Origin of the sequence: Staphylococcus caeli, from assembly GCF_900097965.1 — a bacterium.
Lineage (GTDB): Bacteria > Bacillota > Bacilli > Staphylococcales > Staphylococcaceae > Staphylococcus > Staphylococcus caeli.
On sequence record NZ_FMPG01000011.1, the window covers coordinates 18,952 to 39,080 of the forward strand.

Annotated in this window: 19 protein-coding genes and 2 pseudogenes; 14 read left to right on the forward strand and 7 right to left on the reverse strand. The window is 33.4% G+C overall.

The genetic code is table 11. The annotated features are described in order from the left end of the window. Positions 1–31: 31 nt before the first annotated feature. The 3 genes and pseudogenes from BJS11_RS10145 to tnpA all read left to right on the forward strand — a co-directional run bounded on the left by BJS11_RS10145 (position 32) and on the right by tnpA (position 2,086). The gene (locus BJS11_RS10145) at positions 32–592 is read left to right on the forward strand and encodes an HAAS signaling domain-containing protein (RefSeq protein WP_069996612.1); all 561 of its coding nucleotides are present in this window, start codon (positions 32–34) and stop codon (positions 590–592) included. Then, positions 589–1,440 (forward strand): DUF4097 family beta strand repeat-containing protein, encoded by an 852-nt coding sequence (locus BJS11_RS10150; protein WP_069996613.1) that lies wholly within the window; start codon positions 589–591, stop codon positions 1,438–1,440. The genes BJS11_RS10145 and BJS11_RS10150 overlap by 4 nt, the downstream gene beginning before the upstream one ends. A 191-nt stretch (positions 1,441–1,631) precedes the next feature. Then, positions 1,632–2,086 (forward strand): annotated as a pseudogene (gene tnpA, locus BJS11_RS10155) (IS200/IS605 family transposase). A gap of 161 nt (positions 2,087–2,247) precedes the next feature. Here tnpA and BJS11_RS10160 read toward each other — a convergent pair. Then, entirely contained in the window at positions 2,248–3,288 is a 1,041-nt protein-coding gene (locus BJS11_RS10160; RefSeq protein WP_069996080.1) for a C45 family autoproteolytic acyltransferase/hydrolase, read from the reverse strand. A 400-nt stretch (positions 3,289–3,688) separates the two neighbouring features. Here BJS11_RS10160 and BJS11_RS13625 point away from each other — a divergent pair, with 400 nt between their 5' ends. Next, positions 3,689–3,859 (forward strand): hypothetical protein, encoded by a 171-nt coding sequence (locus BJS11_RS13625; RefSeq protein WP_002482806.1) that lies wholly within the window; start codon positions 3,689–3,691, stop codon positions 3,857–3,859. 124 nt (positions 3,860–3,983) lie between these two features. Here the strand turns inward: BJS11_RS13625 and BJS11_RS10165 are convergent, their stop codons facing one another. After that, positions 3,984–4,394, reverse strand: coding sequence for a YolD-like family protein (locus BJS11_RS10165; protein ID WP_069996081.1), 411 nt, complete (start codon positions 4,392–4,394; stop codon positions 3,984–3,986). Positions 4,395–4,524: 130 nt separating this feature from the next. On the opposite strand from BJS11_RS10165, the gene pglS reads away from it, so the two are divergent. Continuing rightward, positions 4,525–5,562 carry a 6-phosphogluconolactonase gene (pglS, locus tag BJS11_RS10170; RefSeq protein WP_069996082.1) on the forward strand — a complete coding sequence of 346 codons (1,038 nt, stop codon included), beginning with the start codon at positions 4,525–4,527 and terminating at the stop codon, positions 5,560–5,562. 182 nt (positions 5,563–5,744) lie between these two features. Here the strand turns inward: pglS and BJS11_RS10175 are convergent, their stop codons facing one another. From BJS11_RS10175 to BJS11_RS10185, 3 genes are all read right to left on the reverse strand, one after another. After that, a complete protein-coding gene (locus BJS11_RS10175; protein ID WP_069996083.1) occupies positions 5,745–7,124 on the reverse strand; it encodes an aldehyde dehydrogenase in 1,380 nt (459 codons plus the stop codon). A 273-nt stretch (positions 7,125–7,397) separates the two neighbouring features. Then, positions 7,398–8,327, reverse strand: coding sequence for a manganese-dependent inorganic pyrophosphatase (locus tag BJS11_RS10180; protein WP_069996084.1), 930 nt, complete (start codon positions 8,325–8,327; stop codon positions 7,398–7,400). A 61-nt stretch (positions 8,328–8,388) separates the two neighbouring features. Next, positions 8,389–8,940: a cysteine hydrolase family protein gene (locus BJS11_RS10185; RefSeq protein ID WP_069996085.1), complete on the reverse strand. Its 552-nt coding sequence runs from the start codon at positions 8,938–8,940 to the stop codon at positions 8,389–8,391. 137 nt (positions 8,941–9,077) lie between these two features. Here BJS11_RS10185 and BJS11_RS10190 point away from each other — a divergent pair, with 137 nt between their 5' ends. Next, entirely contained in the window at positions 9,078–10,163 is a 1,086-nt protein-coding gene (locus BJS11_RS10190) for a glycosyl hydrolase family 28-related protein (RefSeq protein WP_069996086.1), read from the forward strand. A 129-nt stretch (positions 10,164–10,292) separates the two neighbouring features. Continuing rightward, positions 10,293–11,853 (forward strand): annotated as a pseudogene (locus tag BJS11_RS10195) (SLC13 family permease). 76 nt (positions 11,854–11,929) lie between these two features. On the opposite strand, the gene BJS11_RS10200 reads toward BJS11_RS10195, so the two are convergent. Further along, positions 11,930–12,733: a prephenate dehydratase gene (locus BJS11_RS10200; RefSeq protein ID WP_069996087.1), complete on the reverse strand. Its 804-nt coding sequence runs from the start codon at positions 12,731–12,733 to the stop codon at positions 11,930–11,932. Positions 12,734–12,769: 36 nt separating this feature from the next. Continuing rightward, on the reverse strand, positions 12,770–13,834 hold the full coding sequence (locus tag BJS11_RS10205; protein ID WP_069996088.1) for a nitric oxide synthase oxygenase: 1,065 nt from the start codon (positions 13,832–13,834) through the stop codon (positions 12,770–12,772). A gap of 225 nt (positions 13,835–14,059) precedes the next feature. On the opposite strand from BJS11_RS10205, the gene BJS11_RS10210 reads away from it, so the two are divergent. From BJS11_RS10210 to BJS11_RS10240, 7 genes are all read left to right on the forward strand, one after another. After that, on the forward strand, positions 14,060–15,529 hold the full coding sequence (locus tag BJS11_RS10210) for a nicotinate phosphoribosyltransferase (RefSeq protein WP_069996089.1): 1,470 nt from the start codon (positions 14,060–14,062) through the stop codon (positions 15,527–15,529). Beyond that, the gene (gene nadE / locus BJS11_RS10215; protein WP_069996090.1) at positions 15,522–16,343 is read left to right on the forward strand and encodes an NAD(+) synthase; all 822 of its coding nucleotides are present in this window, start codon (positions 15,522–15,524) and stop codon (positions 16,341–16,343) included. Before BJS11_RS10210 ends, nadE begins: the two co-directional genes overlap by 8 nt. Positions 16,344–16,427: 84 nt before the next feature. After that, on the forward strand, positions 16,428–17,006 hold the full coding sequence (locus BJS11_RS10220; protein ID WP_069996138.1) for a DUF2179 domain-containing protein: 579 nt from the start codon (positions 16,428–16,430) through the stop codon (positions 17,004–17,006). After that, complete coding sequence (locus BJS11_RS10225; protein ID WP_069996091.1) at positions 17,003–17,191, forward strand: NETI motif-containing protein; 189 nt, start codon at positions 17,003–17,005, stop codon at positions 17,189–17,191. Before BJS11_RS10220 ends, BJS11_RS10225 begins: the two co-directional genes overlap by 4 nt. Before the next feature lie 214 nt (positions 17,192–17,405). Then, complete coding sequence (gene purB, locus BJS11_RS10230) at positions 17,406–18,701, forward strand: adenylosuccinate lyase (RefSeq protein WP_069996092.1); 1,296 nt, start codon at positions 17,406–17,408, stop codon at positions 18,699–18,701. An 86-nt stretch (positions 18,702–18,787) separates the two neighbouring features. After that, complete coding sequence (locus tag BJS11_RS10235) at positions 18,788–19,093, forward strand: YerC/YecD family TrpR-related protein (protein ID WP_069996093.1); 306 nt, start codon at positions 18,788–18,790, stop codon at positions 19,091–19,093. Positions 19,094–19,398: 305 nt separating this feature from the next. Further along, positions 19,399–20,079, forward strand: coding sequence for a M15 family metallopeptidase (locus BJS11_RS10240; RefSeq protein ID WP_069996094.1), 681 nt, complete (start codon positions 19,399–19,401; stop codon positions 20,077–20,079). Positions 20,080–20,129 lie beyond the last annotated feature (50 nt).

Genomic DNA, 20,129 nt, shown 5'->3' on the forward strand with positions numbered 1-20,129 from the left:
GATTCTAGAACTTGAATGGCGGTAGATATTTTTGGATAAAATTACGTTCTTAAATGAATTAGAGCAAGAGCTAAGTGGCTTACCTAGGTCTGAACGCGACAATGTCATGTATGAATATGAACAATACTTTTTTGAACAAGAAAGTGATGGAAAAAATGAATATCAAATTATTGGGGCTTTAGAATCACCCAAACAAATTGGCAAAGAGATTACTGCACGGAATGCAATAGATACTGCTGAGCATCTTACAAATGCGAGAACCATTTTGAGAGCGATAACGGCTTCATTGGGCATGAGTATTTTGTCCTTAATTATCATTTTAATACCGATGATTTTTGTCGGTGGTTTTATGTTAATTTTATTATTTGCAGCTTTACTTTTTTTTCTGAGTCCAATTTTACTCCTAGTTCATGGGTTAATGAATCATATGTTAAGTATGGCTATTAGTAATTATTTATTCGCTCTTTCCTTCACAGGTTTAGGTATGGTACTATTTGTGACAATTGCTAAACTAGCTGAACTTGTTTATCGTTTAATACTAAAATATTTACGTTGGAATATTCGAACAATTAAAGGTAGGGCAGATAAATGAAGAAATTATTTATAGTCGGTTTAACTTTATTTGTTGTCTGTTTTCTTTTAGGTTGTATCACATGGTTTGGCTTTGAAAAACAAAGCAATAAAGTTAATAGCGTTAATAAAACATTTGATGATAATAAAATTGATTCATTGAATATTAAAAATGCTGGGGCAAAAGTCAATGTTGTTAAAGGTGATCATTTTGAAGTTCACTATAAAGGCATAAATGAAGTTGACATTAAACAGCAGAATAATGAACTTGTGATTGAAGACACAAAGAAAAGAGTGGATTGGTATGGATTGAATTTTAATCCATTTAGAAAGGTTCGTCCTCAAATGGAAATTACTGTACCCGACAAAAAATTAAAGCAATTGAAAGTTTCTAATAACAGATTTGGGTTACAACTAAAAGCATTAGAAGTTGGAAATGTTGATATTAGCACAGCTGGCGACACCATTTTCCCTTCTTATATTGATAGCAATAAAATTGATAATTTGAAATACAAATCTGAAGAAGCACCTATTCGAATAAAAAATAGTTCAGTAAAAAATGCTTTAATTAAAACAAAACGTGCTGAAATTAAAGGTAGTAATTCGTTGATTAAAGATGGTGTGTTATCTGTAAGAAAAGGAAGTCTTAATTTAAGTTCCATGGATATCGATTCTGCTTTTAAGGCATCAAGCAAAAATGGAGATATTAATATGTCTTATAATAATGAACCTAAAGATGTATTACTGAAGCTTAATCCTGAAGATGGCCAAGCAAATGTAAGAAATAAAAGTTTCAAAAATGATAAGGTTGGTTCCGGAAATCATATCTTAGAGTTATATACATTACATGGAGACATTAATATTAAATGATTTTGAAAACTGTCTGAGATTTTTGCTCAGACAGTTTTTGATTAATGACTTTAGTCAGTTGAGTACGTGAAACGTACGAAACAATAACCCACCTGCTATGCAGGTGGGCAATATAAGTTATACAAAAAATCCCTACGATTAAGTACAATATAGGTGTTCAAGCCAAATAAAGTACGAAAGTAGGGATTATGATGGCTAATAAAGCAAAAAGTTTAGCCCATACAAAATGTGTAAATACCATATTGTATTTACTCCAAAGTATAGAAGAAAAATAATATATAATCAATATCGCTCATCGTTGATAGAGATTATACAATTACTTTGCAAATATAAAGGTGTTGAGATCATTGAAGGTCATATGATGCCTGATCATGTTCACATACTTGTGAGTATCCCACCTAAAATTAGTGTGTCGAGTTTTATGGGATATTTAAAAGGAAAAAGTGCATTGATGATATTTGATAAACATGCAAACCTGAAATATAAATTTGGAAACAGACACTTTTGGGCAGAAGGATATTATGTCAGTACCGTAGGATTAAATGAAGCAACAATAAAAAAATATATACAAAATCAAGAAAAGCATGATAAAGCAATAGATAAATTGAGTGTTAAAGAATATGAAGACCCTTTTAAGGGTTATTAAAGTAAGTCAAATGCCTCTTTAGAGGCTAGCAAAAGTGGCAATGGCATTTTGGCTTGGACATTGAAAATGAAAAAGCCAGCGCCTTTAGACGCTAGCCGGTAAAGCGGGCTTATAGCCCAAGAGCAAACCACCCGTTTTACGGGTGGTTTTGATTTTATCTATTAATATGTTGCGAAAGTCAAATCGGTATCTATTTCTCCACTAAGTGTTTTGATCTTTAATGGTTCACCGTCAAGCCATTTTTGAAAATCTATTTTTGTAGGTGCCTTATTTTCTCCAAGTGTAATATGTGTTATTAGAGATTGTGGTTCATACATACTTGTGTGTATCGTGCCTGACCAACTTTTGAATAGTTTGCTATAAATATCGTATTTTGGATTATTGAATAACGTAAAGGCATCCTTTTTATCAAGTGGAGAAGTAGTTTGGTTTACGAGACGTTCCATGCGTTGGATGGATTCTTTCGTGTAATTTCTGTTTTCATGAGTTAATATTTTGAAATGGTTTGTACAAGTATGATCATAGCGTACTTCAATTGAACGTGGTGTAATTTCAATAATTGCATGATTTAAATGTTTATCCATAACAATATAACTAAATGAACTTCTATGTGGTATTTCTTTCAATAATTTAATGGCTTCGGAAACATCTTTACAGTATTGTAATATAAGCCTACCAATCATATAGCAAACGAAACCATCACCTGGATGTTTACGGTGCATAAAGTTATACCCCATTGCTAATCCAGCTTCATTCATGCCATCCATGCGCCCTGTAACCCGTGATGTAGGACCTATTTGTGCTAAACCGCCGTCATTGGGTTGGAATAATAAATAACGACCATCATATGTTGCTGGATGGTAATCATAATTACGAACCATATAATCTTGACCTAAATACACGGTGCAGCCACTATTTTTAAGTAGTGTAAAACGGTAATGTGCGAAGTTGAGTATCATTTGACGTGTAGGTAAATTAAGTACTTCTTGCATGCCTCGGAGTTCTTCCCATATTTGAGGTGCATAGGTTTGGAAAATATCATAAGTTTCTTTGATATGTATATCAAAACGAGGCATACGTTTTTTCCATTCTTTTTCTCTATTTTTTAATAAAGGCGTTTGTTGCATCCATTGTGCTGTTTGAACGCCGAGATCAAAGTGTGAGCCACGATGAGTGAGAATATCAGATTTTACAGTTTGCATAATAAAAACTCCTATTATTTATATAATCTTACAAAAGTGTAACTTTATTGTAATTTGTATTTAATTGCATTATTTCTTATCAGAGATTAATATAAGGGTAACAAAGACAATTAGCGATGTATACTGCGATTATTTTAATGGGGTGAATAAATTGTCATCTATTTATAACAAAGTAAAATATGCTTGGGATTATTGGTGGGGTAACTAAAACTTTTAGCGAATGAAACCTAGAGTGGCTAATATCTTCGGATGTTAGCCATTTTATTTTTTAAATGTAAAACTTAATGATATTATTAATATGCTAATTAAAACATTGAAAAATGGGTATATATTTAATGATGTAGTTAAATATGCTATCATAAGTAGTAGATATGTTAATAAATTATTGAGGTGAAACAGAATGTGGAATTTTATTAAAGGTTTATTTAAATTTGTATTCGGTACAATTTTAACTGTATCATTAGCAGCAGGTATTGGTGCAGTTGTATTTGCTTACATTTTCAAAAAAGATTTTGAAGATATTGAAAGCAAAACAAAAGAAATTATTTCAGATATTGAATCTAATAATTAATTTTAAACACATTGTTGTTTGATGATAACTGTCAACAAAGTCTTTTGACTTTGTGGCAGTTTTTTTATGCAATTTTTAAGATACGTGAAAGAGTTAGGCGTAGTTTAGAATGATTTATTTTGAATTAGCTATCGGATTCCTGTGAAATTCTAGTAATGTCTAAAAGTGAAAGTTTCTCGATATTAGCACGTTGCTTAGAGTATCCCTCTAAAGACATTTGAATCATATCTATGTTTTTAATTTTTAATGTAATATGCTCTAACCACCCGGATTGATAATATTCGATATGTACAAACGCATTTGAATGTAATGCATGGTGAAGCTGAATATTTAATTCATTTAATTGATCGTCAGATAATATGGGACGATCAATTTTATTTTGATCAGTAAGATACTGCTGTATTGCTTCAAATTGTTCTGGTAAAGTAGCGAACGGTGCCCATTTCACCATACCTCGTCCTTGTGGGATATTTGGATTGAGTTGGTCTCGAGGAATCTTTCTGTAATCTGTTTCGTTTGTTTTTAAATTAGTCATGTATCATCACTCCAATCGTTATTTCTATTATACGAACGCACGTTCTATTTTGCAAGTGGATAATTCTTTATATTGTCTTTTGTCATAAATCTTTATTAAAATGAAATTATCATACTATGGAGGGGTTTACATGACAACAACAGGTTATATTGGTACGTATACGAAAAAAGAAGGTGAAGGTATTTACCGTTTTCAACTAGATGAACATACTGGTAAAGTAATAGAAGTTGAAACGGGTTATGAACTTGAAGCATCAACATATGTAAACCAGCATCAGTCATTTTTATATGCTGTTACAAAAGAAGGCGATCATTGCGGTGTTGCTAGCTTGAAAATAGAAGCGGATGGCACACTAACGCTGATTAATAAATGTTTGGCTTCAACAGCTGGTAATGGTTGCTATGTTTCAGCATCACCAGACGGAAAATATATTTTCGAAGCCATCTACGGTGCAGGTTTAGCACGTATATATGAAGCTAATCCAGAAACAGGTGAAGTTGTACGTCTTATCCAAGAGCTTGCACATGACTATCCTACTGGTCCATCTGAAAGACAAGACAACCCACACGTCCATTATATGAATACAACACCGGATGAAAATTATGCTGTGGCAATGGATTTAGGAACAGATAAGGTTGTAACGTATCAATTTGGAGATGGAGGATTTACCGAATATGCTGTGATTGATTTTGAACCAGGAGATGGTCCAAGACACATTGTATTCCATGAAAATGGGAAATATGCGTATGTCGTGCATGAATTATCTAATATTGTAAGTACGTTAACATACGAAGATGGTAAGTTTACCGAAATTGCACGTCATACAACAATACCAGAGAATTTTGATGGTGATACAAAACTATCAGCGGTAAGAATGTCACAGGATCAAAATTTCTTATATATTAGTAATCGTGGTCATGATAGTATCGCAATATTCAAGGTGAGTGATGAGGGGGCAACAATTTCACTTGTGGATATAGTAGCTAGTGGTGGAGAATTCCCACGTGATTTTAACATTACAGAATCAGATAATTATTTAGTATGTGCGCATCAAGAAGGTGATTATGTGCTGACGGTGTTTAAACGTGATAAAGTGACAGGTAAATTAGAGGAAGTAGATCGCAGTCATACAGCACCAGAAGGCGTATGTGTTCAGTTTTTAAAATAAAGGTGAATATTCACTTATAATACACTAAATTATGTATTAATAAGATAAACATCAAGCCCGATAGTTACTTAGCGTAATTATCGGGCTATTTTTGATGAATTAATAAAACATACGTACAGTTATCAAAATAAAAAACCGGGACATCATCATGCCCCAGCTTCGTAAAAAGCAAAGTTAATTTATTATTTGTTAAAAAATGTTTTAATATATTTGAATTTGCCTTTATAGGGTGGGAATAACAAGCTTGATTCAAGTCGTGTTGATTTGAAAATATATGATTTGTTATGACTAAATGTCTCGAAACTATATTTACCATGATATTGACCAATACCTGAAGCGCCAACGCCCCCAAAAGGTAAGTTTGGATTGGCGAGTTGCATTAGTGTGTCATTAATCGCGCCTCCACCAAATGAAATTTCATTGAGGACGCGTTCTGTTATATTTTCATCTTCACTAAATAAATATAAACTGAGTGGTTTAGGTTTAGATCGAATTAAGTCAATGGCTTCATCGAAATCATCATATGTAATAATTGGTAAAATAGGACCAAAAATTTCATCTTCCATAATTTTAGCATCGAAAGTAATATCATCTAATAAGGTAGGTGCAATATATCTATCATCTGCATCAACTTGACCGCCAAAAGCAATTTCAGTTTGATGAACACCCAATAAGTGGTTTAAACGATTAAAGTGTTTCTTATTAACAATGCGTCCAAAATCAGGACTATCTTGAATTGACTTTCCATAGAACTCGGTCACTGTTTTTTTAAGTGCAGTAATAAGTTCATTTTTCACTTTACGATTAACCAGAATGTAATCGGGTGCAACGCATGTTTGTCCTGCATTTGTAAATTTACCAAAGCTAATACGCTCACTAGCAACTTTAATATTTGCCGTTTCGTCAACAATCACGGGTGATTTACCACCAAGTTCTAAAGTAACTGGTATTAAATTTGAACTCGCTGCTTGATAAACTATGCGTCCCACATTTTCGCTACCCGTGAAAAAGATATAGTCGAAAGGTAAGTGAATGAGTGACTGCGTAGTCTCCACATCACCTTGGCATACACTTATATATTCAGGATCAAATACATCTTCGATAATATTTTTTACGACATCTGAAACATTTGGTGTATATTCTGAAGGTTTCAAGATTGCTGTATTTCCAGCTGCAATGGCTCCTATGAGCGGTTCAATGAGTAACTGGAACGGGTAATTGAAAGGCCCGATAATCAATACAGTACCATAGGGTTCTTTCATAATATAACTTTTGGTTGGAAACATATAAATAGGGGTATTAATTTGCTTACGTTTTGCCCAATTTTTTAGCTCTTTCCGCGCATTTTTAATATTTTTTAAAGTAAAACCAATCTCTGTAGCATATGCCTCGACTTTATTTTTACCTAAATCTGTTTCAAAGGCATTTAGTAATGCTTCTTCATGATTTTTAATGCTTTTACTCAGTAGTTTCAGTTGCTTTTTTCTAAATTTTAAATCTTTGGTTACGTGTGTATTAAAATACTGCTTACTATTGTGGAAAGTTTGTTCTATTGAATTCAAATAGATTCCTCCTAGTACGATTGGATATCAAATATACATGGATTGATAAAAAGAGGCTAGGACATCCATGTATGTCGCAGCCTCAATTGTTAAGTTGGCAGTAGCTGACTGAATTAAAAATAGACTTTATATAAAGTTTTTCAGTTCTGTCAGCATTTTGCCTAGAAGAGATGAAATATTGAAAAGTTGCATTGTAGCAGAGTATATCAATTTCATACTCATCATAACATAAAATTTTTAATTAAATATATTTGATTAAATGTTTAGAAACGATTATTTAGTCAAAGCTTCTGTGATTTGTGGAACAACTTGTTTTTTACGAGAAACAACACCTGGTAAGAACGCAGCATTATTTTCAAGTGCAACATTGAAAGCAGAACCTACTTTATCTTTTTCAGCACCAACGACTAAGATTTTTGAGTCACTATTGATAATATCAGTCACAACTAGTACGAATAGGTCATACTTTTCATCAGCGCTCGTTTCAAGCATAGCTTTTTCAAGTTCTTCTTGACGGGCAAACACTTCATCAATATCGACTGTGTTCACTTGTGCAATACGTGTAGTATAGTCGCCCATATTAAATGATTTCGCATCCATTGTTAAAATATCAGCAGCCGATTTATCTTTAGTAGAAGCACCGGCTTTTAACATATCTAAGCCATAAGATTCTAAATCAACGTCGGCAATTGTTTTTAATACTTCAGCTGCTTGTACATCTTGTTCTGTACAAGTTGGTGATTTGAATAGTAAGCTGTCGGAAATAATTGCAGAAATCATTAATCCAGCGATTTCTGGTTTGATTTCAAAACCACGTTCTTTGTACATTTTATATAAAATTGTCGCAGTACAACCGACTGGTTCTGCACGGTAATATAATGGCACTGCTGTTTCAAAATTTGCAATTCTGTGATGATCGATAACGTGTTGAACAGTTGCATCAGCAATGGAATCCGCACTTTGTTGGAATTCGTTATGGTCAACTAGAATAACATTTTGATCTGATAAATCATCATTCAGTAATTCTGGTGCACTAATATTAAAATAATCTAAAGCGTATTGTGTTTCAGGACCTACTTCGCCTAAACGGTATGCTTTTGCTTCGTGATTTCCTCTTAATTGTTCAAAATCTGCCATGATAATTGCAGATGAAATTGCGTCAGTATCTGGATTTTTATGTCCAAAAATATAAGTTTTTGTCATTTCTAAATTCTCCTTAATTCTATAGTTATTGTTATTATTATTTTAGCACGATGTAGTACTGTTATTCTACTTCAGCACCTAGTGAATTTTTAAAATGTTCCAATGCCCAATTGTGGCCAGAAGGGTTGAAAGAAGCAACGCCTCTGTGTGAAATGGTCATCGCGTAGCCTAAGTTATAGGCGCTGATTGCAGTATGTAAGATACAAATATCTGTACATACACCGACAATTTCTAAGTGTTGAATATTGCGTTCGCGTAACATGAGATCTAATGATGTCCCACAGAATGAATCGTAACGTGTTTTGTCTAAATAGTGGACATGATCGTTAAATAGAATATTTTGATAGAGGTCGTTAACTTTTCCATAAAGTTCTCTACCAGGTGTACCAATGATATTATGCGGTGGGAATAATTTACTTTCTGGATGGTACTTGTTTTCTTCATAATGTAAATCCATCATAAAGAAAATGTCTGATTGTTTATTGTTGTATGCTTCAATTCTTTCAACAATGTAATTTTCAATTTGTTGTCCAGGTAGCCCGCATGTTAATTTACCATTTTCTGCAACAAAGTCATTTGAATAATCTACGACGATTAATGCACTATTTTTCATAAGATAAAAACACTCCCAATATTAAATATAATAGTAATTATAGCTTAAGTAGGCCAATCAATAAAGGTATAGAAATTGTGTTTAAACATTATTATAAATGTATATTATAAAGTAATGGATAAGAAAGGGTTGGACTTATGATTATTAATGCAAAACAGTTTGGACTAAAAGGCAACAGCAAATATAAGGATACACATGCAATGCAAAAGGCGCTAAATTACGCAAAAAAACATAAAGGCACAACGATTTATATACCTGCAGGGGAATATCACATTCGTAAATCTCTCGTAATATATAGTGACACAACATTACAATTAGACGAAAATGCAGTATTAAAGCGAATGGGTAAAGATACGCTATTGAAAAATGGACGCCGTTTCAAGTCTTATTATGGCTATGATGGTAATAGTCATATACACATTGTGGGTGGCACATTTGATATGAATGGATATCAATTCCCATACAATAATACAGCGATGTGTATGGGGCATGCAGAAGATATTCAAATTATTGATGTGACATTCAAAGATGTGGTTGGAGGACATTGTCTTGATGCATGCGGTATAAATGGATTATATATTAAAAATTGTAAGTTTATTGGTTTTCATGATTCTGATGGGTCAAGATTTTTCTCTGAAGCCGTACAATTAGATATACAAGTACCAGGTGCCTTTCCTAAATTTGGAGCGACAGATGGGACAATTACTAAAAATGTAATCATAGAGCATTGTTATTTTGGAAATTCAGATACACCAACAATGCAGCCGTGGAATCGAGCGATTGGTTCGCATGCAAGTCGTTTTGATCAATATTATGAAAATATCCACATTCGATATAATACATTCGATGAGATGAAGCACTATGCGTTAACACCACTTAAATCAAAAGATACATACATCCACCATAATACCTTTGATAATTGTGTAGGTGGTATTCGATTTTTGGCGGTAAAAGACGGTAAAAATGCCAAAGATCTAAAAGGTGTTGAGAGAACAACTCAAGCTGGGAAAAATTTGAATATATATGAAAATACATTTCTCGACAAAATGGAAAAAGATGCAATTCATGTACAAAGTTATAACCTAGTCAAACATGATGGTATAGTTATCGCGAGTAATCATTTTTCTAATAAAGCGCAAAGTCTATATTTACAAGATATCAAGAATTTAACGTTGGCTAATGTTATAACTGTCAATCTTAAAAAAGTCAATGCAGGAAGTTAATATATTAAAAAAGTATTAAAGCAAAGTTTAATGAAAACGCTTTAATATTGAACTTCATTTTGAATTTAATTATGTTATACTCTAATAAATTATTATGAATATTCAGACAATAATTGGAGGGGGAAGCATATGAAATATTCAAACAGAGGGGAAGACCAACGTTCAAATTACTTGATGTTTTTCTCGAATAAAAACGAAGGGAAATCGTACAATGTTGGTCAATTTGTAGGACTATTGTTAGGACCATTATTGTTTGCGTTAACGTTATTGTTCGTACATCCAGATAATTTATCAGGTAAAGGTGTTTTTGTATTAGCAATCACTTTATGGATTGCGACTTGGTGGATTACTGAAGCGATACCTATTGCTGCCACAAGTTTATTACCGTTAGTATTATTGCCAGTAGGTCATGTATTAAATCCAGAAGAAGTGTCGGCACAATATGGTAATGATATCATTTTCTTATTTTTAGGTGGTTTTATATTAGCTATCGCTATGGAAAGATGGGAACTACATACACGTGTAGCTTTAACAATCATTAATACATTAGGCACAAGTACTGGAAAAATATTATTAGGATTTATGATTGCAACAGGTTTTTTATCGATGTTTGTTTCAAATACTGCGGCCGTTATGATTATGATACCGATAGGGTTAGCAATTATCAAAGAAGCGAATGAATTAAAGGACCATCAGGTGAAATCGGAAAGTATTTCAAAATTTGAACAATCATTAGTCCTAGCAATTGGTTATGCAGGAACGATAGGTGGATTAGGCACACTCATCGGTACGCCACCATTAATTATACTCAAAGGACAATATCAATCTGCATTTGGGGAAGAAATTAGTTTTGCAAAGTGGATGATTATTGGTGTACCAACCGTTATAGTCTTATTATTCTTAGTTTGGGCTTATATTCGCTATATAGCATTTAAACATGATATGAAAGCTCTACCAGGTGGACAACAATTAATTAAGCAAAAACTTAATGAATTAGGAAGAATGAAATATGAAGAAAAAGTCGTATTAATCGTATTTTTACTGGCAAGTTTTCTATGGATAAGTAGAGAATTCTTGCTGAAACACTGGTCTTTTACTTCCGAAGTTGCAGACGGTACGATTGCCATGTTTATATCTGTCTTATTGTTTTTAATTCCAGCTAAAAATAAAACCAAACATAAACCGTATTATAGATTGGGAAGTTGCAAAAGACTTACCGTGGGGCGTTTTAATCTTATTTGGTGGAGGTTTAGCTTTAGCAAAAGGTATTTCTGAAAGTGGATTGGCCCATTGGCTCGGCGAACAATTAAAGCTTATCGAAGGTGTCAGTCCATTGTTAATTGTTATTGTAATTACAATTTTTGTTTTATTCTTAACGGAAATTACTTCAAATACTGCAACGGCAACAATGATTTTACCAATATTAGCCACACTTTCGGTAGCAGTTCATGTTCATCCGTTACTGTTGATGGTGCCAGCAGCTATGGCAGCCAATTGTGCCTATATGTTGCCCGTAGGTACGCCACCTAACGCCATTGTATTTGGCACAGGGAAAATTAGTATTAAAAAAATGGCATCAGTTGGGTTCTGGGTCAATATATTGAGTATTATCGTCATTGTCTTAATCGTATATTTCTTAGTTCCACCTGTCTTAGGTATTGATGTAACACAACCGTTACCATTAAAGTAAGCGAAGCCTTTAAATAAATTAAAACCAGTCGTATCCTTCAATAACAAGGTGTACGGCTGGCTTTTTATTTAAAAAATTAATTCAATTTATTGAAAGAACCAATTATAGTTACTTGAAAATCTAAAGTATTTAATATTTTAATCACTTTCGATAAATCATCAGAAATTGAAGTGTCTGCTTGCACAAAAAAGTGATACATGCCGAGTTGTGTTTTTAAGGGTCGAGATTCAATCCAAGAAAGATTGATGTTAAATAATACAAATGTATTTAATATGCTAGCCAATAAACCAGGTTTATCAAATTTTGGTGTAATCAACAACATTGTGTCACTTGCATGCGGTATATGCTTTGGCTGATTGCTAACTACTAAAAAACGCGTAACATTATGAGGGAAATCTTGAATATTTTGAGCAATAGGTTCATAACCATATGCTTCACCACTACCTAAAGGCGCAATGGCACCAACACCGTCAGCAATTTTTTCTAAACTTTGGACAGTACTATCTACATAATCTATAGCAAAACCATGCGCTTGTATATATTGACTAGTTTGACTAATTGCGGGTCCAATAGAGTAGACCTTGGAAATGTCATTAATCGTAGCGTTTTGATTACCATATAAGGCAAACTGAATGTCTAAATGGAGCTCACCTTGGGCATAGATATTTTGTTGCGTAAGTGAGTCAGCAACAATATTGATTGTGCCTTCGATAGAATTTTCAATTGGGACTATTGCGATACTATCGTTATCATTGGAAACAGATGCGACAACTTCATAGAGATTGGATTTGGAAGTATATTCTACTTCAGACTCTGATTTGTATTGTGTTGCAGCTAAATATGAAAATGTGCCTTTTGGACCTAAATAATAAAGTTTCATTTGATGTTCCCCTTAATTAGCAATGTGGGTAGAAATTTAATGGAATGGACAACCTTTAGTCTCCGCTTTTTTGTAAAAGAAGTTTGGTTCTTTTATTTCATTATTGTATCCATGGTGATAATTAGATACTAATGTTGGAGACAACGAAGGGGCTAACCAAGACCATTTGCCAGTGACGTCTCTACCTTGTTTTGATTCGTTTAATTCAAATCGTTCAAATTGTTTGGATGCTGTTACATGATCGACAATTGATACGCCTTCATTTTTAAATGACTGGTAAACAGCATCATTTAATTCAACAAGGGCACGATCTTTATTGAAAGAATTATTTCTTAGTGTATCAAATTCAAAGGCATCTGCAACACTTTCTAATAAATTATAACGGTATGTGTCTGTAAAATTTCTGACTGCTATTTCATTGACCATATACCAGCCATTGAATGGAGCAGTAGGATAAGTAATACCACCAATTTTTAAATCCATACTGGAAATAATTGGTACAGCATACCATTTTAAACCTAATGCTTCTAATTTGGGAAAACGATGATGGCGAATCGGTACCTCTTTAATTAAAGAGGATGGATATGCGTAATAATTCATTGTGCCATTTGGCATTTTATAGATTAAAGGTAGAACATCAAAATCGGTATGTTCACCTTGCCAACCCAAATGCTGAGCAAGTTGAGTCACTTTAATTTCTGATGGATCGCCACAATCATCATAACCTGCATATCTAATTAATTGATTATTATAAATCTGTGGAGGATTATCTTTTGAAAAAATTGTAATATAAGGTTTGATTTTCCCATTATTCGTTGCAATTTGAATATGCTGTTCTATAGCATGAATAAACTCATCTTCGTTTTGTATGTGTCTTGCATCTGCTACGGTCAAAGACTCCCAGAAAAAACGGCCAATACAACGGTTTGAATTACGCCAGGCCATTTTAGCGCCATAGCTCAATTCTTCCGTTGTATGGTCATATGTCCCGGTAGCCTGTATATCAGTTTCAATTTCTTTAAGTCTGTCAACTATGCGCTCTTTATCATAATTCAACTCATTATACATCGTTTTTATAAAAGATTTAGCTTCTTCTAACATATAAACACCTCAAGAAATAGTATAAATCATTTTTATGAATTTATAACGTCAAAGTGTGCAAATGTCATTAGTTTGTCGCACAAAGTGACACATTTTAATCAAAATTGAGAATAAATTTAAAAAGGGAAAATCAATAGGATTTTGAAATGGATTTAACACTGTTTAATGTGCTAATCATCTTTCTTTTGTGCTAAACTAATGGAAAAGTTGATTGGAGAGATGGTTGTGTACCAATATGAAGACGATACATTAGTATTGCATAATGATTTATATCAAATAAATATGGCAGAAAGTTATTGGAATGACGGCATTCATGAACGTATGTCCGTATTTGATTTATATTTTAGAAATATGCCATTTAACAGTGGTTATGCAGTGTTTAATGGTTTGAAACGTGTGATTGAATATATCAATAGTTTTCATTTTTCAGAATCAGATATCTCGTATTTAAAATCTATTGGTTATCAAGAGGATTTCTTAGGATATTTAAAAAACTTGAAATTTACTGGTAATATTCGCTCAATGCAAGAAGGAGAACTTTGTTTTGGCAATGAACCATTACTTAGAGTTGAAGCACCACTCATTCAAGCACAATTAATTGAAACAATGTTGTTAAATATAGTGAATTTCCATACATTGATTACTACGAAGGCAAGTAGAATTCGACAAGTGGCACATGATGATATGTTAATGGAATTTGGAACGAGACGTGCGCAAGAAGCGGATGCAGCTTTATGGGGCGCAAGAGCAGCTTATATAGGCGGATTTAATTCCACAAGTAATGTACGTGCTGGGAAATTATTCGGGGTGCCAGTTTCAGGGACGCATGCCCATGCAATGGTACAGACATATGGTGATGAATACATTGCTTTTAAAAAATATGCTGAAAGACATAAGGATTGTGTATTTTTAGTAGATACATTCCACACTTTAAAATCCGGTGTGCCGACAGCAATTAAAGTTGCGAAAGAACTAGGAGATGCGATTAACTTTGTGGGTATTCGTTTAGATTCAGGCGATATTGCGTATCTATCAAAAGAAGCGCGCCGCATGTTAGATGAAGCAGGCTTTCCAAACGCTAAAATTATAGCTTCAAATGATTTAGATGAACAGACGATTACCAGCTTGAAATCTCAAGGAGCACGTGTAGATGCTTGGGGTGTAGGTACAAAATTGATAACAGGTTATGACCAGCCAGCCCTTGGTGCAGTTTATAAATTAGTTGCCGTTGAAGACCAAAATGGCTCATATGTGGATCGTATCAAGCTATCCAATAACGCGGAAAAAGTGACAACACCAGGCAAGAAAAATGTATATCGAATTATCAACAAAAAAACCAATAAAGCAGAAGGGGACTATATCACGTTAGAACATGAAGACCCATATCAAGAGTCTCCTTTAAAATTATTCCATCCAGTCCATACGTATAAAATGAAATTTATAAAATCATTCATTGCTAAAGATTTACATCATGACATTTTCAAAAATGGTCAATTGGTTTACGATCTGCCAAGTGAAACTGAAGCACAGCAGTATTTAAAAGAAAGTCTTTCCTATTTATGGGATGAAAATAAGCGTCATTTAAATCCCCAAGAGTATCCAGTTGATTTAAGTACGTTATGTTGGGAAAATAAACACAAACGCATCTTTGAAGTCGCAGAACATGTTAAAGAGATGGAGGAAGAACATGAGTAATTTACAAGATATTGTGGTCAAAGAAATGAAAGTAAAACCTACGATTGAAAGTAAAGATGAAGTACGTCAAATTATTCAATTTATAAAGCACTATGTTCAATCTCATTCATTTATTGCATCATTAACGTTAGGTATTTCTGGTGGTCAAGATTCTACTTTAGCCGGTAAATTGTGCCAATTAGCAGTAGATGAATTAAAAAGCGAAGGTAATGATTGTAAATTTATTGCAGTAAAATTGCCATATGGTCAGCAAAAAGATGCGGCAGAAGTAGAGGATGCATTAGCATTTATTAAACCAGATGAAGTCGTAACAGTGAATATTAAACCAGCAGTCGATCAAAGTATACAATCACTATATGATGCTGGAATTGAACTTACTGATTTTCAAAAAGGAAATGAAAAAGCGCGTGAACGTATGAAAGTACAATATTCTATCGCGTCCAATAAACAGGGTATTGTGGTTGGTACGGATCACTCAGCAGAAAATATAACAGGCTTTTTCACTAAGCATGGAGATGGTGCGGCAGATATTGCACCGCTATTTGGATTAAATAAAAGACAAGGTAAGCAGTTATTGATTTATCTAGAAGCACCTAAGCATTTATACGAAAAAGTACCAACAGCGGATTTGGAAGATGATAAACCACAATTACCAGATGAAGAAGCATTAGGTGTGACATATGCACACATTGATGATTATTTAGAAGGAAAATCCGTTCCGAGTGAAGCGAAGGCAATCATTGAAAAACACTATATAAAAAATGCGCATAAACGAGAGTTAGCATATACAAGATACACATGGCCAAAAAATTAAAGTAGTTCGATAAATTTTTAGTGACAAAAGAAATTGTAATTGATAAAATTACTTGAATTTAACGTAAGAGAAAGGATAATGGTCATGTCAGTGATAACTTCTAATCCATGGTTAATGGTGTTAGCAATATTTGTTATTAATGTCGCGTATGTGACGTGTCTTACGATGCGTACAATTTTAACGCTAAAAGGTTATCGTTATGTAGCGGCAATCGTGAGTTTTTTAGAAGTACTTGTCTATGTTGTTGGACTGGGCATGGTGATGTCGAGTTTAGATCAAATTCAAAATGTGTTTGCTTATGCATTAGGATTTTCAATCGGAATTATAGTGGGTATGAAGATTGAAGAAAAATTAGCGCTTGGTTACACAGTAGTCAATGTAACATCATCAGAATATGAATTAGATTTACCAAGACAATTGAGAGATTTAGGATATGGTGTCACACATAACACTGCATACGGAAGAGATGGTAAACGGCTGATTCTACAAATACTTACACCGAGACGATTTGAGTTTAAACTTATCGAAACAATTAAACAAATTGATGAAAAAGCATTTATCGTTGCTTATGAGCCTCGTACGATTCATGGAGGATTCTGGGCTAAAGGTGTCAGAAGTAAAAAACTTAAACAATACGATACGGATGAAGTTGAAAGTATATGAAGAAACAGCAAAAGTTTAAAGTCGCAGAGAATGAAAGTATACAAGATTGTTTACAACGCATGCGCGAAGCAGGTTACAGTCCTATAAAAAGATATGAGAAACCAGTCTTTAAAGAAAATGAAGATGGTAGTCATGAAGTATTTAAGCAAGAAATTGAATTTGTTGGTAAATTAATTGAAAGTTAATTCAGTAACCGTTATGGATTTATAAATCTTTAACGGTTTTTGATTTGTATGAAAAAATTTCCTCATAAGCTTTAAAAGGTTTATACTTTTTAACGTAATTCTGTTAAACTATAGATGAAAAAGTTAAACACGAACTTTTGTGTTTTAATTTGAATAAATGTACATGTTTTGAGTGCAATGAACAAAAATTTATGTGTGATAGGAGCTTATTTCAATGATAGAACGTTATTCTAGAGAAGAAATGTCAAATATTTGGACGGATCAAAATCGTTATGAGGCATGGTTAGAGGTAGAAATTTTAGCTTGTGAAGCGTGGAGTAAATTAGGTGACATTCCTGCAGAAGATGTTAAGAAAATACGTGAAAATGCTAAGGTAGATGTAGAACGTGCTCTAGAAATTGAGCAAGAAACACGTCATGATGTTGTAGCATTTACAAGACAGGTTTCTGAAACATTGGGTGAAGAACGCAAATGGGTTCATTATGGATTAACATCAACAGATGTTGTAGATACAGCGTTAAGCTATGTCATTAAACAGGCTAATGACATTATTGAAAAAGATCTAGAACGTTTTATTGAAGTGTTAGCTAGAAAAGCTAAAGACTATAAATATACATTAATGATGGGACGTACACATGGTGTGCATGCTGAACCTACAACATTTGGTGTGAAAATGGCACTTTGGTATACAGAAATGAAACGTAATTTAGAACGCTTCAAGCGTGTGAGAGAAGAAATTGAAGTTGGTAAAATGAGTGGTGCAGTTGGAACATTTGCGAATATTCCACCTGAAATTGAAGCGTATGTATGTGAACACTTAGGTTTAGATGTGGCACCAGTATCAACACAAACTTTACAACGTGATCGTCATGCATATTATATTGCAACACTAGCTTTAATCAGTACATCAATGGAAAAATTTGCTGTTGAAATTCGTAACTTGCAAAAAACAGAAACGCGTGAAGTTGAAGAAGCATTCGCAAAAGGTCAAAAAGGTTCGTCAGCTATGCCACACAAACGTAACCCAATTGGTTCTGAAAATATAACAGGTATTGCACGTGTTATTCGTGGATATGTAACGACAGCATATGAGAATGTACCGTTATGGCACGAGAGAGATATTTCACATTCATCAGCAGAACGTATAATGTTGCCAGACGTGACAATTGCCTTAGATTATGGATTAAATCGTTTTACAAATATCGTAGATAGATTAACTGTTTTTGAAGATAATATGTTAGCTAATATAGATAAAACGTTTGGTCTTATTTTCTCTCAACGTGTTCTATTAGCACTAATCGATAAAGGATTGGCACGTGAAGCTGCATATGATAAAGTACAACCAAAGGCTATGGAATCTTGGGAAACGAAGACACCGTTTAGAACGCTTATTGAACAAGATGATACAATCACTGACTTATTATCGAAAGAAGAATTGGATGCATGTTTCGATCCAAAACACCACTTAAACCAAGTTGATACAATTTTCCAAAGAGCTGGTTTAGAATAATTTAATTTTTCAAGTAAAATCATTATATTTTAATGTATTAGTACGTTAAACTGAGATTAAATTGAAAAATACAGGGGTTGTTTTAAATGCAAATAGAAAAACTAAGAGGAAAAGCATTAGACGAGCTATTTGATGCAATTCTAACACTGGAAAATAGAGAAGAGTGTTATGAATTTTTTGATGATTTGTGTACTGTTAACGAAATTCAATCGTTATCACAACGCTTACAGGTTGCTAAAATGATAAAACAGGGTTACACATATGCAACTATCGAGCAAGAATCAGGTGCATCGACAGCAACAATTTCTCGTGTGAAAAGATCGTTGCAGTGGGGAAATGATGCGTATACGATGATACTCGATCGTATGAACATTGAAACGATAGACAAATAATTTACAAGTTTAACCAAAAGAACGACTCGATTTAAACATCGAAGTCGTTTCTAAGATGCCAACAAAGTGCTGAACTTTGTTGGTATTTTTTGTTGTACATGTTACGAGTAAACTGACATACTCATTATGCAAAGACTAGTGCATAGTATTATTCAATAAATAGACATTTTGTTAGACAGTAAAATTGAATCTGAAAGTAAGTAGTGTGTAAAATAGTTTGATTACAATTAAAAATATTTTGTAACATATTGGGAAATATGATTGAATAAGTGTGAAGGTATTTTATATAATAAAGGGGGATACATGTGTTCAAAAGAATAATGGTAATTATAATCGCTTGTTTAATAATTTGTGCGCTTACTATAGTTTCAATAATAGCGTTTAACAATGATTATAAGCCAACAAATAAATATGTGACAAAACCTCAAAATGCACTCCCTTTTCACAATAAAACACAAGGTGTCACACATGTGAATGGTCATGTTCTTGTAAATAGACAAATTGCATTACCACCTAGCTATAAACCAGGTGAAGATAAAGTTGCTAAAAAACAATTAAAAAAATTAATCAAGGAAAGTCGTAAAAAACATTTAGATTTGATGATTACTAGTGGGTATAGAAGTTATCAAGATCAAGAAAAAGTTGTAAAATCATTTGAGAAAAAAGATGGTAAAGCGAAAACAGAAAAATTTGCTGCTAAACCTGGGCATTCTGAACACCAAACAGGCCTTGCATTTGATGTGGGAACTCAAAAACCTATGGAAGATTTTCATGAGGATTTTGAACATACAAAAGAAGCGAAATGGTTAGCAAAACACGCATCCGATTATGGATTTATTATTCGTTATCCTAAAGGTCAAGAAAGTGAAACGGGCTATAATTATGAACCGTGGCATTTAAGATATGTTGGTCCACAATTAGCTAAAACAATAGATAGAAAAAATACAAATTTAGAACGATATTACCACCTTATGAAAAAAGGGTGATACTTTCCTAAAACATCTCGTAAATTCGAGGTGTTTTTTTCTTCAGGATT